The sequence below is a fragment of the Pseudokordiimonas caeni genome (assembly GCF_026719705.1).
Lineage (GTDB): Bacteria > Pseudomonadota > Alphaproteobacteria > Sphingomonadales > Kordiimonadaceae > Gimibacter > Gimibacter caeni.
The window spans coordinates 570,248-584,711 of record NZ_JAPPRR010000001.1 but is presented as its reverse complement, the minus strand read 5'-3'; the positions used below and the strand labels follow the sequence as shown (position 1 = coordinate 584,711).

Annotated in this window: 12 protein-coding genes and 1 tRNA gene; 4 read left to right on the top strand and 9 right to left on the bottom strand. The window is 61.6% G+C overall.

The features are described from left to right. Positions 1 to 111: 111 nt before the first annotated feature. Positions 112 to 552 (bottom strand): thioredoxin TrxC, encoded by a 441-nt coding sequence (gene trxC, locus OU694_RS02500; protein ID WP_308909433.1) that lies wholly within the window; start codon positions 550 to 552, stop codon positions 112 to 114. Positions 553 to 713: 161 nt separating this feature from the next. Between trxC and OU694_RS02495 the strand changes: the two genes are divergently transcribed. The 3 genes from OU694_RS02495 (at position 714) to OU694_RS02485 (ending at position 3,357) form a co-directional block, all read left to right on the top strand. Then, positions 714 to 789: transfer RNA gene (locus OU694_RS02495), tRNA-Thr, on the top strand. Positions 790 to 1,013: 224 nt separating this feature from the next. Beyond that, entirely contained in the window at positions 1,014 to 1,982 is a 969-nt protein-coding gene (locus OU694_RS02490; RefSeq protein WP_308909432.1) for a hypothetical protein, read from the top strand. Positions 1,983 to 2,091: 109 nt separating this feature from the next. Continuing rightward, positions 2,092 to 3,357 carry a DUF3422 family protein gene (locus OU694_RS02485; RefSeq protein WP_308909431.1) on the top strand — a complete coding sequence of 422 codons (1,266 nt, stop codon included), beginning with the start codon at positions 2,092 to 2,094 and terminating at the stop codon, positions 3,355 to 3,357. 14 nt (positions 3,358 to 3,371) lie between these two features. On the opposite strand, the gene OU694_RS02480 is transcribed toward OU694_RS02485, so the two are convergent. The 4 genes from OU694_RS02480 to OU694_RS02465 all read right to left on the bottom strand — a co-directional run bounded on the left by OU694_RS02480 (position 3,372) and on the right by OU694_RS02465 (position 7,342). Next, positions 3,372 to 3,797 carry a hypothetical protein gene (locus tag OU694_RS02480; protein WP_308909430.1) on the bottom strand — a complete coding sequence of 142 codons (426 nt, stop codon included), beginning with the start codon at positions 3,795 to 3,797 and terminating at the stop codon, positions 3,372 to 3,374. Positions 3,798 to 3,961: 164 nt separating this feature from the next. Beyond that, complete coding sequence (locus OU694_RS02475; protein WP_308909429.1) at positions 3,962 to 4,642, bottom strand: PEPxxWA-CTERM sorting domain-containing protein; 681 nt, start codon at positions 4,640 to 4,642, stop codon at positions 3,962 to 3,964. A gap of 13 nt (positions 4,643 to 4,655) precedes the next feature. Further along, the gene (locus OU694_RS02470; RefSeq protein ID WP_308909428.1) at positions 4,656 to 4,889 is read right to left on the bottom strand and encodes a hypothetical protein; all 234 of its coding nucleotides are present in this window, start codon (positions 4,887 to 4,889) and stop codon (positions 4,656 to 4,658) included. Positions 4,890 to 4,954: 65 nt separating this feature from the next. Further along, positions 4,955 to 7,342, bottom strand: a complete 2,388-nt coding sequence (locus OU694_RS02465; protein ID WP_308909427.1) for a patatin-like protein — start codon at positions 7,340 to 7,342, stop codon at positions 4,955 to 4,957. 144 nt (positions 7,343 to 7,486) lie between these two features. On the opposite strand from OU694_RS02465, the gene OU694_RS02460 reads away from it, so the two are divergent. Beyond that, the gene (locus OU694_RS02460) at positions 7,487 to 8,728 is read left to right on the top strand and encodes an NAD(P)/FAD-dependent oxidoreductase (RefSeq protein WP_308909426.1); all 1,242 of its coding nucleotides are present in this window, start codon (positions 7,487 to 7,489) and stop codon (positions 8,726 to 8,728) included. A gap of 96 nt (positions 8,729 to 8,824) precedes the next feature. Here the strand turns inward: OU694_RS02460 and metH are convergent, their stop codons facing one another. The 4 genes from metH to OU694_RS02440 are packed head-to-tail and all read right to left on the bottom strand — an operon-like array spanning position 8,825 to position 14,435. Beyond that, complete coding sequence (gene metH / locus OU694_RS02455; protein ID WP_308909425.1) at positions 8,825 to 11,452, bottom strand: methionine synthase; 2,628 nt, start codon at positions 11,450 to 11,452, stop codon at positions 8,825 to 8,827. Between the two features lie 21 nt (positions 11,453 to 11,473). Next, positions 11,474 to 12,544, bottom strand: a complete 1,071-nt coding sequence (locus OU694_RS02450; RefSeq protein ID WP_308909424.1) for a homocysteine S-methyltransferase family protein — start codon at positions 12,542 to 12,544, stop codon at positions 11,474 to 11,476. Next, positions 12,541 to 13,476, bottom strand: a complete 936-nt coding sequence (metF, locus tag OU694_RS02445; RefSeq protein WP_308909423.1) for a methylenetetrahydrofolate reductase [NAD(P)H] — start codon at positions 13,474 to 13,476, stop codon at positions 12,541 to 12,543. Before metF ends, OU694_RS02450 begins: the two co-directional genes overlap by 4 nt. After that, positions 13,473 to 14,435, bottom strand: coding sequence for an ArsR/SmtB family transcription factor (locus tag OU694_RS02440; protein WP_308909422.1), 963 nt, complete (start codon positions 14,433 to 14,435; stop codon positions 13,473 to 13,475). Before OU694_RS02440 ends, metF begins: the two co-directional genes overlap by 4 nt. Positions 14,436 to 14,464 lie beyond the last annotated feature (29 nt).

Below are 14,464 nucleotides of genomic sequence, written 5' to 3'. Positions count from 1 at the left end.
CGCCTCCGTGATAGTCCAATCAGAACATCCTGGGGGCATGCTTGGCAAGGGCATTTCTTCGCAGGTGCAACAAATTTGTAAAATCGGCTGCAGCAAAAAGCTGGAGCCCGGTCAGCCCGGCACCGGCAGATGCGCCTCCAGCCACTGGGCCAGCATGCCGGCGGGCATGGCGCCCGATTGCCGCGTCACCTCGCGCCCCTTGTGGAAGATGGCAAGCGTGGGGATCGACCTTATCTGGAAGCGCGCGGCGAGCGCTTGCTCGGCTTCCGTATTCACCTTGGCGAAGCGCGCGGCGGGCTCCACCCCTGCGGCAGCGGCCTCAAAGACCGGCGCCATCGTGCGGCACGGCCCGCACCAGGGCGCCCAGAAATCGACGACAAGCGGCAGATCGGCCCCGACGTGCCGGTCAAAGCTCGCGGCTGTCAGCTCCACCGGGCGGCCGTTGAACATGGCGGCCCCGCACTTGCCGCATTTGCCGTCGCCCGTGAGGCGGTCAAGCGGCATGCGGTTGCGGCTGGCGCAGCGCGGGCAGGCAAGGATGATGGCGCTCATACGGGTGGCCTCCGGCGGGGATTGAAGGGCTCTCACCCCTTCAGATAGGCACGCGCACGGGCACCCGCAAGCCCCGCCCGGCGCACGGGCGAATATCCCCCGCTTTCCCCCTTGCACCCCCCGCCATTTGCGACTAAAACACCGCCACCGACCTTCAAGGTGCCGGCTTAGCTCAGCTGGTAGAGCAGTTGATTTGTAATCATCAGGTCGCGGGTTCGATCCCTGCAGCCGGCACCATTTAAATCAATAAAATCAGAAAGTTATATGTGCTGCGAATGCGGCATGTAGGTGCTTGTGGTTTTCGCAGAAGTACTGCGGAAAATATTGAAAGGCGAACAGCGCTCATTGTCAGGTAGTTTTTAAGGTTGCATCTTGTGCCTTGCGAAGGCCCCACTTTAGCGCTTCGATTGTATTACCTCATCAACCAAGCAAGCGAATTCTTAACGGGAGCAGTCAGATATATGGGCATCGGGCTTAAATTCATGCTCGCGTTAGGAATGACCCTTGGTACATCGCAGCCGTCGATTGCCACAGACCTGACCGACATGCCCATTCCCGGCTATCTACGGCGAGCGCCGGAACCGCCAATTGAATCGTTAAGTTGCCTCTTGCGCCATAGGCAACCAGATCACGTTCGAGATCTGTCCAGCGCGTTACCTGCGCCTCAAGGCCAACTCATTAAAAATCAACCTCCTGCGAACATCCCTGACGGGCTCAAATCGGCGCTTGTGCGAGCCATTGAAAACGACGATGCACAGACGCGTGCAACAATACAGGATCGGCTACTTAATCCAGAAGCATCCCCGCCAGAGTCGCCAACGATCGCATATGGACAGAGCACAAAACTCCAGCGAGCGATGAAGGGCTTGCGTGCTCTCCACGTGCTTCCGCGCGGCTGGCTACTGGGCTACGATTACGGAGAATGGGGCGGAGAGTTAGGCTACCTGACAAATGAAGGCAATTATTCACGCTTATCAAACGGCCAGTTCAACATGCAAGGCTTTCGTGTTTTCGAGGATCGCATCATTGCCTACGGCGACCTGTCGCACCTGACCTTGGCCGACCTTCACTACGCTGTCCTGACCCTTGTTGACGATGAACCTGCTGTCCTCAACATGGAGACGATACGCGAGGCAGGGCTGCTCGCCATTTTAGATGCACCGGCCGGAGGCATTTTCTTAATCACCACACGCGGCCTCTATGAGTTCGACGGCCAGAAGTCTTTCAAGGTCGCATGGACGTCCGATTTCTGGCCGCGCATGGCGACAACCGGCTATTCATGGAAAGGCGACCGTCTCTATGTCGCCCATAACTATGCCATCAGCGAAATCCCCTTCATCCGCGGCAAACCAGCCTTCGAAATGTGGCTCGTGCCTCAGAACTGCAAGAAGCTTGTCGAGAATGGGGCGGGCAACTGCCGCTGCGAATAATAAGACAGTTTGCAGGAAGCGGCCCTCCAACTCCCCCAACTCCCCCCTAGCTCACCCTTGTTGCAGCCACTAGGATAGTCCTGATCCTTTCATTGGCAGGGCGGCGGATATGGGTGATGTGGTGGATAGTGTTGATCTCTTGTCCCTCAATGCGGAATGGCATGCGCGGCCGGGGATGCAGCTGGCGAAGGGCTGCCGGGTGGTGCATGTCGTCACACCGCGCGGGCGGCGGATACTGGAGGGGATCGGCATCCCGCCGGACGCCGGGTTCACGGCGCGGGAAGCGCGGCATCATATCGCCGCCACCCCCGGCTTTTCGGTGAAATGGGAAGGCCATACCGAAGTTTCGAACTATACATTCGCTGTCCCCGCCGAGGCCGGGTGTGATGCCTTCACCGCCCCCGCGCTCGGTTTCCTGCCGGCTGCCGCCGCCGAGGCCGTCCTTTCCGCCCGGCAACTGGGGGTCAGGGTCGATTTTCTGACGGCAGGGGCGGATGTGGAAGCGGGCGGATATAATGAGGCGCGCCGGTTGTTCGGCGAAATGCCGCTCTATGGCGGGCTGATGACCGATGGCAACGCCGCCGTCTGGGCTGATTTCCGCCCGGATGCTGAGGGCTTCCTGCGCTTTCTGGTCGTTGATATCAGCCTCACCGAGCCGCGCATGTCGCGCCTTGTGCAGCGGCTTCTGGATATCGAGACCTATCGTTTCCTCGCCGTTGCTGCCCTGCCCGTCGCCCGCCGCACCATGGAGCGGCTGGACGGGCTGGAGCCGCAGCTGGACCGCCTGATGGCAAACCTGCGCAGCCGCGCGGGGAACGAGCTGGAGCCGCTCTTGCGGGAGATCACCCATCTGGCCGCCGAGGGCGAGGAGCTGGTTTCCTCCACCGCCTATCGCTTTGCCGCCGCCCGCGCCTACGAGGATATCGTGGCGCGGCGGCTGGCGGATGTGCGCGAGGAAGTGGTGCCGGGCTACCAGCGCATCACCACCTTCCTCAACAAATCCTTCCGGCCTGCCATGCGCACCTGCGAAGCGGCGGCCGTGCGCGCCGATGGCTTCACGGGGCGCGTGTCCCGTGCTGTCAATCTCCTCAACACCATGGTGGATATGGAGCAGAAGCGGCAGAACCAGGCGATCCTGCAATCGATGGAAAAGCAGGCCGCCACGCAGGTGCGCCTGCAGCAGGCGGTGGAGGGCTTTTCGGTCTTCGCGATTGCCTATTATGCCGTGTCGCTGTTTGGCTACATGCTGAAGGCGCTGAAAGGCATGGGGCTGCCGGTGCCCGTGGAGGCCGCAACCGGTGTGATCGTGCCCGTTGCCATCGTCTTCACCGCGCTATCGGTGCGCCATATCAAGCGGCGCATGCACGGCGACTGAAAGCCGATGCCCGGTCAGTTATAGCCGGTGCCGCGCGGCCCCACATAACGGGGCCTGCAGGGCTGGCCGTTGAGCGTGGCGTCGAACTTGCCGAAATATTGGGGCGGGCGGCCATCGTTATAGAAGGTCGCATTGTAGCCCGCGCCGAAATTGGCCGTCACGGGGCAGAAATAGATGCCGGTGAAGGCTGGATACCCGGCAGCCCCGTGGCCGTGATGACGGCCCGAATGCTTGTAGCGGCGGATCTGGGCGCGCTTGCGCTCCAGGCACACGCTATCGTAGCCCACAAAGCGGTCGTTGCGGTCGTAAACCGAACAAAGCTCATGGTCGGCGTCCGAAAGCTCCTGCGCGGCGGCAGGCACGGCGAACATGAAGGCGGCAGCAAGGCCTGCCCCGATGCAGGCAGGCACCCAAGGGCGCATGATCCGGTTGTCACTCATCGGCTTGTCTCCTCGGCACATCATGGCCTGATGACACCGCAGGTGGGGCCAGCCTTCAAGCTATGAAAAACCATAGGCCTGCATCAAAAAGACCCCAGAAAAGCAGAAGGGCGGCACCCGATGGGATACCGCCCTTTGCGAAGTCGTGGCCGTTACGAAAGCCTTCAGGCCATCGAAACGCCGGTGCGGCGGCGCGAGGCCATGCCGACAAGGCCGAAGCCCATGATCATCATCAGCCAAGTAGCAGGCTCGGGGATGGCCGAGGTCACGTTCATGGCATACTGCATGCCGAACACGTCGCCGCCGGTCTGGAAGCTGTAGATATTGAGCGTATAGTTGCCGGCATCAAGGCCCGAGAAGGACCACGAGCCCATGTCGCCTTCAACGCAACCGACCGGGTTGCCAAGGCCGCCACCGGCGCAGGGGTTGATCTGGCCAGCGAAAGCCGGGAAATCGAGCACAGCGCCATTGAGGCCGGTGATGCGCACGAGTGCGGTGTCATCCGCCAGCACCCACAGGTTCAGGTCGCCCGTGCCGCCCACCGAGAAGGTGTTCGAGAAGAGCATCGTATAGTTGCTGTCGTCGCGCGGGCCACCAAGGCTCGGCAGGACGTTGCCACCGATGCCGGTGTTGGCGAACGAGATCCAGTCAGCGGTGTCGGCGGCAAGGCCGGCATTGTCGCTGACGTCGCCCCATACATTGTGCGGGGTGATCGATACGCAGGCGCCACCGTTACAGGTGCCGTTGCCATCGCCCGAGTAATAGGTGGTCGCAGCTTCGGCGCCGGTCAGGCCAGCGGTTGCGAATACGGCGCCGGCCAGTACTGCTTTAAGATTGCGGTTCATTGTCTCTCTCCTGTCATCCGGTGCGCCCTCTCCCTGAGGTCACGCTCGTCAGATTATCTTCAGGCTTGGGACTTGATACTGGCCCGGCGCGACAGCCTTTAAGGCGCGGGGCTTGGTTAACGGTTCGTTTGCCACGATTTTCATTAAAATCCAAAACAATGTGGCCAAAACCGGTCGCCCAGCTGGCAATTTCCGGGCCATTCAGGCGAAGCTGTTTCAATTTGGGGCAATAGGCGAAATGTTCCATCGGCTTATGTCCCGCATCGGGACAGCCAAGGATTTCTGCGACATAGAAGAAATTGCCGGTTCGAATCAGCCCGTGGCGCCAAATTTGTCCATCAGGTCCAAAATCATGTCGCGGCTGTTCGGCAGGTGATCGACCTCGGCCCTGAGGATCGCGGTGAACAATCGCTGCCGCCACATGTCGGGGTCCGAATGCGGCATCTCGCCCGCTGCATCGAAGATCAGGTCCACAAGGCGCGAGGCTGCGTGGAGCCGCCCCCAAAGATAATCATTCTCCCGCGCGGTGCGGCTGAAGAAGGCACCGAAGCTGTGCAACTGGGTGCCCTTCAGCGGCGTCGGGAAATGATGACCAAGCAGCGTCATGCAGTCGCGGGGGGAAATCCGGTCCACCTTGATCCGCTCCATCTCGGCCACGTCGGTATTGCCGGTGACGGGCAGGAGCAGCGCGTCATGGAAGGCGAAACCCACATAGGCGCGGATAATATCGTGGCGGAGCATATCCTGCTCGAACCCGTTGACGACCTCGATAAGCTCGGCGTCGAAATCGAGATCGATATCCTCAAGCGCCATGCATTCCTGGATGGCGGCCACGGCCTTGCCGATGGCGTCTGTCGTCATGCCGGTGGCGGCAGCGCTGATCTTGGTGCAGGCCTCGGCATAATGATCCACTGTCCAGCGCGCTTCCAGAGCCTCGATATGGTCATAGATCAGCCGCTTCAGCCGACGCAGCACCTGATAGGCGGCCTCGTCAGCGCCGCCATTGCCCACGCCGTCCATCCGCCACATATGCCGGTTCACCTTCCGCACCAGATAGCGCAGGCGGCGGATGCGATAGTCCACGTCCGTTGTCCGGAAGAAACCGATCTGGGCCATCTGCCGGGTCTCTAAGGGGCAGGTATCGTCGCCTGAGGTCGCCACGATCCCCTGCTCTTCCGCCCAGCGGCGCACCGCTTCGCGCATCAGCCGGCGCGCGCTGGCAGGCGCCGCCGCACTCGCCGTCAGCCGGTGCATCAGCACAGGCAGCCGTTCCAGCATCTGTGAGGCCTTCACCTGCATATAGGCGCGGTAAGCGATACCGGCCTCGCGATGGGTCAATTCGTGCGCCTGCTCCCGCCATGAGGCAAGCATGGCGCTGTCGAGCTTCTTGCCCGGCTGGAAATAGATGGCTTTCTCGATCAGGCAGCCGACTTCGGTTTCAATCGCCCCGGTCAGCGTTTCGAACTGGCGGACGCGGGCGTTATGGTCGGCAATCTCCGAAAGGTCATCGAAGATCGGCTCGTTGCGCGGGATTTCGGCGATGCTGGCGAGGATGGTGCGCACAAAGCCCGGTGCCCTGCCCGCCTTCTCCTCCGACCAGGCGGTGCGATCCGGGTTCGGATCCACGAAAATCAGGCGACGGTCCACCGGCCGGTGGGCCGAGCGGCTGCCGATCGCCTTGATGGCGGCGGCAAACGGCTTGTTGTTGGTCACCCCGCCATCGATGAAATACATCTGCTGCAGCGCTTCGCGGTCCTCCAGATAGGACGGGAAGTTGCGGGTCAGGAACACCTCTTCCATCGGCCACGGGATCTTGCGCCGGGTGATATGTTCCTTCAGGTCGGCAAGGCTGACCGGCGGGAACGCGCCGGGGAAGGAGGACGTACCCCTTGCCGCGAAGCCGAGACCCGCCGCGTTCGCATCCTGAAAGTCCGACCGCGTGACCCCGGCGGTCGTGGAGCGGTGGCTGAAGTGCAGGGTCAACTGGTGCTGGGGCTCGTAAATCTCTTTGGGGTCGTGCAGCTCCACAATCCGGCGCTGGCCGCCGAAATTGGTGAGACTGACGAACAGGTCAAGCGAGTGGCCGGGCGGCATCAGCGTACCGGCCTTGCCGCTTTCCCCCATATTGATGCAGGCATCGATCATCCAGGTCAGCATATGCTCGCCCGAAAAGGGCGGCTCGAACCAGCGCGAGCGCACGAAGCGTGATAGCTTGCGGCGGATTTCGGGGTCGCCGGCACGGCCGAACATGCGGCGGCTGTACATCCACATGAAGGGGCGCATGTAAAACTTGCTCAGCACATCGGCGAGCGTGTCTTCCTCCATCAGTTCTTCGATGTCGCCAAGGTTCAGCCACATGTCGCGCAGGGGCGCGAAGGAAAGATCGTGGGCGATGGCGCGGGCGAGGAAGATGCCGTTGATGCCGCCAGCCGAGGCACCGGAGATCACGTCGACCACCACCCGCAGCTTCACCTTGCCGGAAACGATCCGCAGGAGATCGAACCAGACGGCTTCACTGTCCATCGTCTCGGGACGTATAAGGCCAGAGGCCTCGGCGCTCACAGGCGGGGGCGTGGTCGCATGGAAGGCGCGCGAGGCACGAACGAGCTTCAATATCTCGGCGCTGATCCCGTTCATATAGACGGCCAGAGACGCGCCGCCGAAACACACGAGCGCCAGTCTCAGTTCAAGTTCACGCATGGATAACCTCACCTGCCCTCAGGCGAGTTTGCCACGTCCGACGAAAATGTAAAAGAGTCAGAGTGTTAACTTTAAGCGATCAGCCCCTTGGCAAAGGCAGAACTGCGGGCGATATTCAGGGCGAAACCATGACGAGGGGGCAATATGACGAAACCGGACCAATCCTTTGACGTGCTGATTGTCGGCGCTGGGCAAGCTGGCGGTAACGCCGCAATCGCGCTGAGACAGGCCGGTTTTGAAGGCAGCATCGCGCTCGCAGGTGACGAACCTGATGCCCCATACGAACGCCCGCCCCTGTCGAAGGAATATCTTTCAGGCGAGAAACCGGCTGAACGGCTGGCGCTGCGCCCGCTGCATTTCTGGGCCGACAAGGGCGTCGAACTGAAGCTCGGCCATGCCATCACCAGGGTTGACGCCGAGGCGCGAACCGCGACCGACAGCCTTGGCCATGTCTATGGCTGGCAGCATCTGATCTGGGCAACCGGTGGCAGCCCCCGCCCGCTGCCGGTGAAAGGCGCCGACCTTGACGGCATCCATTCGATCCGCAACCGCGCAGATGTGGATGCCCTGAAGGTGGAACTGCCCGTTGCCGAACGTATCGCGGTGATCGGCGGCGGCTATATCGGGCTTGAGGCAGCGGCTGTGCTGACCAAGCTTGGCAAGAAGGTGACAGTCCTGGAAGCCATGGACCGCGTCCTTGCCCGCGTGACCGCCGAACCCGTTTCCAGATTTTTCGAAGACCTGCACCGGAGCCACGGCGTCGATATCCGCCTTGGCGTGACGGTCGATCATCTTGTCGGTACCAACAAGGGTGCGGTTTCCGGCGTGATGCTGAAAGATGGCACCCAGATCGACTGCGAACTGGTGATTGTCGGCATCGGCATCATCCCCGCCGTCGCCCCATTGGCCGCTGCCGGTGCGAAAGTCGGCAACGGGGTGGAGGTCGATGAATTCTGCCGCACCTCGCTCGAAGGCGTTTATGCCATCGGCGACTGCGCGGCACACGAAAATGCCTTCGCGGACGGCGCCCGTATCCGGCTCGAATCCGTTCAGAATGCCAACGATCAGGCCCGTGTGGTGGCCGCCGCAATCACCGGCAATGCCGCACCATATCACGCCGTACCCTGGTTCTGGTCCAACCAGTATGACCTGCGCCTGCAAACCGTGGGGCTATCCACCGGCTATGACGCGACGGTGCTGCGCGGCGATGTGGCAGCGCGCGCCTTCAGCCTCGTTTATCTGAAGGAAGGCCGCGTGATCGCGCTCGATTGTGTGGGGGCAGTGAAGGATTATGTGCAGGGCCGCGCACTCGTCGAGAAAGGCGTGAAAGCCGATCCCGCCAAGCTTGCGGATACATCGATCCTGCTGAAAGACCTCGCCCAGTAACAGACCGTCACTCCGGGCCTAACCCGGAGTCCAGTCTATCAGCCTCAGCCACTGGATGCCGGATCAAGCCCGGCATGACGACTTTGGCGGCAAATCTCAATCCGCGAGGTTGGGCCTGAGGAAGCGTTTCGCCTCATCAAGGCTGATGCCGCGGCGTTCTGCGTAATCCGCCACCTGATCCTCGCCGATCTTGCCGACCCCGAAGTAACGCGCTTCCGGGTGGGCAAAGTAATAGCCCGACACGGCAGCTGTTGGCACCATTGCGAAGCTTTCGGTCAGCACGATACCGGCCTTTTCGGTGGCATCGAGCAGACGGAACAGTTCGGGCTTGGCCGAATGGTCCGGGCACGCCGGATAACCGGGCGCGGGACGGATGCCCTGATAGCGTTCCTTGATCAGGTCTTCGTTGGCGAGCGCCTCATCCGGCGCGTAAGCCCAGAACTCCTTCCGCACACGCTCGTGCAGGCGCTCGGCAAAGGCTTCGGCCAAGCGGTCGGCAATCGCTTTCAGCATGATGTCGGAATAGTCGTCATGGGCAGCCTTGAAGCGCGCGAGATGCGGCTCGATCCCGTGGCCAGCTGTCACGGCAAAACCGCCGACCCAATCGGGCTTGGTTCCCTTCGGCGCCACAAAGTCCGACAGGCAATCGTTCGCACGCCCTGCCCGCTTTTCCACCTGCTGGCGCAGGCAATAGAGGCGGGAAAGCTCCTCCTCGCGGTTGTCGCCGGTGTAAAGGACGATATCATCCCCGTCCGCCGCTGCCGGCCAGAAGCCGACAACCCCTTTGGCGGTCAGCCACTTTTCAGCAATCACCTGCTTCAGCATCGCCTGTGCGTCCGCGAACAGCGACCGTGCGCTTTCACCCACCACCTTGTCGTCGAGGATCGCCGGATAATTGCCGGCCAGTTCCCACGTGCGGAAGAAGGGCGTCCAGTCGATCCGCTCGACAAGGTCTTCAAGTGGATAATCGTCAAACACCTTCACGCCGGTGAAGGCGGGCCGCACGGGTGTGAAGCCCTCGAAATCGGGGGTGGCCTTGTTGGCGCGGGCGGCGTCCAGCGTCACCAGCCGGTCCGCCTTGGGCGCGGCGGCGCGCTTGACGCGGATATCTTCATATTCCGCAGCCGTTTTTGCCACGAACGGCGCCTTCAGATCCACCGACATCAGGGTCGACGCCACACCAACCGCGCGGGAGGCATCCAGCACATGGACAAGCGGGCCTGAATAATTGGGCTCAATCTTCACCGCAGTATGTACACGGCTTGTGGTCGCGCCGCCGATCAGCAACGGGATTTTCATGCCCGCACGCTCCATTTCGGCCGCCACGGTGCACATTTCGTCAAGGCTCGGCGTGATGAGGCCCGAGAGGCCGATCATGTCGGCGTCGCTGTCGTTCGCGGCCTTCAGGATATCGGCCCACGGCACCATGACGCCAAGGTCGATCACCTCGAAATTGTTACATTGCAGCACGACGCCGACGATATTCTTGCCAATATCGTGCACGTCGCCCTTCACGGTCGCCATCACGATACGGCCCTTTGCCTTGGAGCCGGCTTGTTTCTCAGCCTCGATATAGGGCTGCAGGTAGGCAACAGCCTGCTTCATCACACGGGCGGACTTCACCACCTGCGGCAGGAACATCTGGCCGGAGCCGAACAGATCACCCACCACATTCATGCCGTCCATCAGCGGGCCTTCGATCACCTGAATAGGGGCGGCTGCTTCCTGCCGGGCAGCTTCGGTGTCTTCCTCGATATAGTCGCTGATGCCTTTTACAAGCGCATATTCCAGCCGCTTGGCAACCGGGGCCTCACGCCACGAAAGGTCGGCCTTCTGGGCCTTCACGCCGTCCCCCTTATAGTCGCCCGCGATATCCAGCAGCCGTTCGGTGGCGTCGGGCCGGCGGTTGAGGATCACATCTTCCACCCGCTCGCGAAGCTCGGCCGGGATATCGGCATAAACCGCCAGCTGGCCGGCATTCACGATGCCCATGTCCATCCCGGCGCGAACAGCGTGGTAGAGAAACACGCTGTGCATGGCCTCGCGCACCGGATCATTCCCCCGGAACGAAAACGACACGTTAGACACCCCGCCGGATACCTTGGCATACGGGAGATGCGCCTTGATCAGCTTAACCGCCTCGATGAAGTCGACGCCGTAATTATTGTGTTCCTCGATCCCCGTCGCCACGGCGAATATATTGGGATCGAAGATGATGTCTTCGGGCGGGAAACCGATGCCGGTCAGAAGCTCGTAGCTGCGCTTGCAGATATTGAACTTGCGCTCGACCGTATCGGCCTGCCCTTTCTCATCAAATGCCATCACGACGACGGCGGCGCCGTAGCGCATCACGCGTCGCGCCTGAGCCAGGAACGGTTCCTCGCCTTCCTTCAGGCTGATCGAGTTGACGACCGCCTTGCCCTGCACGCATTTGAGGCCGGCTTCAATGACATGCCATTTAGAGCTGTCGATCATCACCGGCACCCGCGCGATATCGGGCTCGGCAGCAATCAGCTTCAGGAATTTCGGCATTGCCGTTTCGGCATCCAGCATCGCATCGTCGAAGTTGATGTCGATGATCTGGGCTCCGCCCTCCACCTGTTGGCGGGCGATGGCGACAGCTTCGTCATACTTCTCTTCGAAGATGAGCTTCTTGAATTTGGCGGAACCGGCGACGTTGGTGCGTTCGCCGATATTGATGAATTGTGCGGTCGGGCGCGTCATGGCTTTTTCCGGTCGGTCTGGTTATGCGGCGCTTTGGCCGATGATGGTGAGAGGATCGAGGCCGGAAAGCCGCATCTCGGGTTCAAGGGCCGGTATCTTGCGCGGGCCATAAGCCTTCACCGCATTGGCGATTGCGCGGATATGATCGGGCGTGGTGCCACAGCAGCCGCCGACGATATTGAAAAGGCCTTCCTTGGCCCAGCCTTCCAACTGCTCCGCCGTCATCGCCGGGGTTTCGTCATATTCGCCAAGCTCGTTCGGAAGTCCCGCGTTCGGATAGATGGAAACGCGGGTGTTGGCCACCCGGTTGAGCGCCACGGCATAGGGGCGGAGAAGCTCCGCCCCGAAAGCGCAGTTGAGGCCAACGGCGAAGGGCTTCGCGTGGCGCACCGAATACCAGAAGGCCTCGATCGTCTGGCCTGAAAGGTTGCGGCCAGAACGGTCAGTGACGGTGCAGGAAAGGATGATCGGCAGCCGGATCGCCCGTTCCTCAAACACTTCTTCGGTCGCAAAGATCGCTGCCTTCGCATTGAGTGTGTCGAAGATCGTCTCGATCAGGATGATATCCACCCCGCCATCGATCAGGGCCTCCACCTGTTCCTTATAGGCGGCGGCAACATCGTCAAACTCCACATCACGGTAGCCGGGGTTGTTCACATCCGGCGACAGCGACAGGGTCTTGTTCATCGGCCCGATGGCGCCCGCCACGAAGCGGGGCTTGTCGGGCGTCTTCGCCGTGAATTCATCCGCTACCTTGCGGGCAAGACGGGCGCTCGCCAGATTGAAGTCCCGCGCCAGCGCGCTCATGCCATAGTCAGCCAGCGAAACGGCGGTGGAGTTGAACGTGTTGGTTTCGATGATGTCGGCACCCGCCTCGAAAAAGGCGGCGTGGATACCTTCAATGACCTCGGGCTTGGTGATCGACAGAAGGTCGTTATTCCCCTTCAGGTCGCTCGGCCAGTCGGCATACTCTTTCCCGCGATAATCGGCTTCGGTGAGGCCGTGCCGCTGAATCATGGTGCCCATGGCGCCATCAAGGATCAGGATGCGTTCGGACGCGATCTTTTCCAGAAGTTTTGCCTTGTCGGTCATGCGATCACTCCCTGTTGCGCGGGGGCGCGGTGGCCAAGCATGTGGCACACGGCAAAGGTCAGTTCAGCCCGGTTGAGCGTATAGAAATGGAAATCGCGCACACCGCCAGCATAAAGGCGGCGGCAAAGCTCGCCCGCGACAGTCGCCGCGACGAGCGCGCGGGTTTGCGGGCGCTCGTCCAGCCCTTCGAACAGTTCACCAAGCCATGCGGGCACGCTGGCCCCGCAGGCACCGGCGAAGCCCTTCAGCGACTTGAAGTTCGTCACCGGCAGTATCCCCGGCACGATGGGCACGTTGATGCCGTAGGATTGGCAGTGATCGAGGAAGCGAAAATATTGTTCCGCATCGAAGAAGAACTGGGTGATGGCGCGGGTGGCACCGGCGTCGATCTTGCGCTTCAGGTTATCAAGATCCGCCGCCAGCGTCGGGCTGTCGGGGTGCTTCTCGGGGTAAGCACCGACGGAGATTTCAAAATCACCAATCGCGCGGATGCCCGCCACCAGTTCGGCCGCATTCGCATAGCCGCCGGGGTGGGCTTCGTATTTTTTGGCACCTTCGGGCGGATCGCCCCTGAGCGCCACGATATGATTGACACCCGCTTCCTTATAGTCGCGGATCACGGCATCCACCTCTTCCCGTGTCGCATTCACGCAGGTGAGGTGCGCGGCGGGCTTCAGCGCGGTATCGGTGAGGATACGCTTCACCGTATTGTGGGTACGCTCGCGGGTCGAGCCACCGGCTCCGTAGGTGACGGAGACGAAGGCGGGGTCCAGGGGCTCCAGCGTCTTGATGCTTTCCCACAGGGTGCGCTCCATCGCTTCGGTCTTCGGCGGGAAGAATTCGAAGCTGATGCGCACATCCTTCACGCTTTCCGCGAAAAGCGAAGTGCGGTGGCGCGGCCCAAGGCCATAGCTGTCGGCGGGCGGGGTCATATCTCTGTCCTCGGTTTGTCGAACTGCCAGATGGTGACACCAAGTCTGGCGCCGCCCAGATGGCGGATATCGGTGGGGGTGAGCCCGGCGGCAACGCCCCAGGCCTTCATGTCATCGTCAGCGAAGCCGAGGCGACGGTGCGCATGCTCGGTCCGCAGGAATTCTTCCGTATGCGGCGCAAAGTCCGCGACCAGAACCCGCCCGCCGGGGGCAAGCACGCGGGCCGCTTCCCTCAGCGCGAGTGCGGGGTCATCGGCATAGTGCAGCACCTGATGGAACAGCACGAGCGTACGGCTGGCGTCTTCCAGTTGCAGATCATACATATCGCCCTGCCGGACGATCGCATCGGTGAGGCCAGCGTTCGCAAGCTGCCCGCGCGCCACCGCCAGCATCTCGCGGCTCATATCGATGCCCACAGCCCGCGCGGCTTTGGGCGCGAAAATCTCGAGCATCCGGCCGGTGCCGGTCCCGATATCAAGAATACTGCCAGTAGCAGCCTCGCCTGCCATCTCGACAAGTGCCTTCTCGACCTCGGCTTCCGCCACATAAAGCGAACGGATTTCGTTCCAGCGTGCGGCATTGTCACGGAAATAGGCCTGTGCCTCGGCAAAGCGTTCGTCGCGGATACGGGCAAGGGATTTGAAGTCCGCCGCCACTTCGGCGCCAGCCTCATCGATGGGCGCAAGCATGGCCTTCAGAAGCGCTGCCGCCGTGCCGCTTTCACTGAGCCGGTAGAAAACGAGGGTGCCTTCCTGCACGCGGGTCAGCAGCCCCGCTTCCCCCAGAAGCTTCAGGTGGCGCGAGACGCGCGGCTGGCTCTGGTCCAGCACCTGCACGATTTCCGACACGGTCAGTTCACCGTGACGCAAAAGCGCGAGGATGCGCAGCCTTGTGGCCTCGCCCGCCGCCCGCAGGATTGTCAGCACATCTTCCATCGAAACCTTCCGAATTCCGCTCATGACAATCTTATATAAAGATATCTTTATAT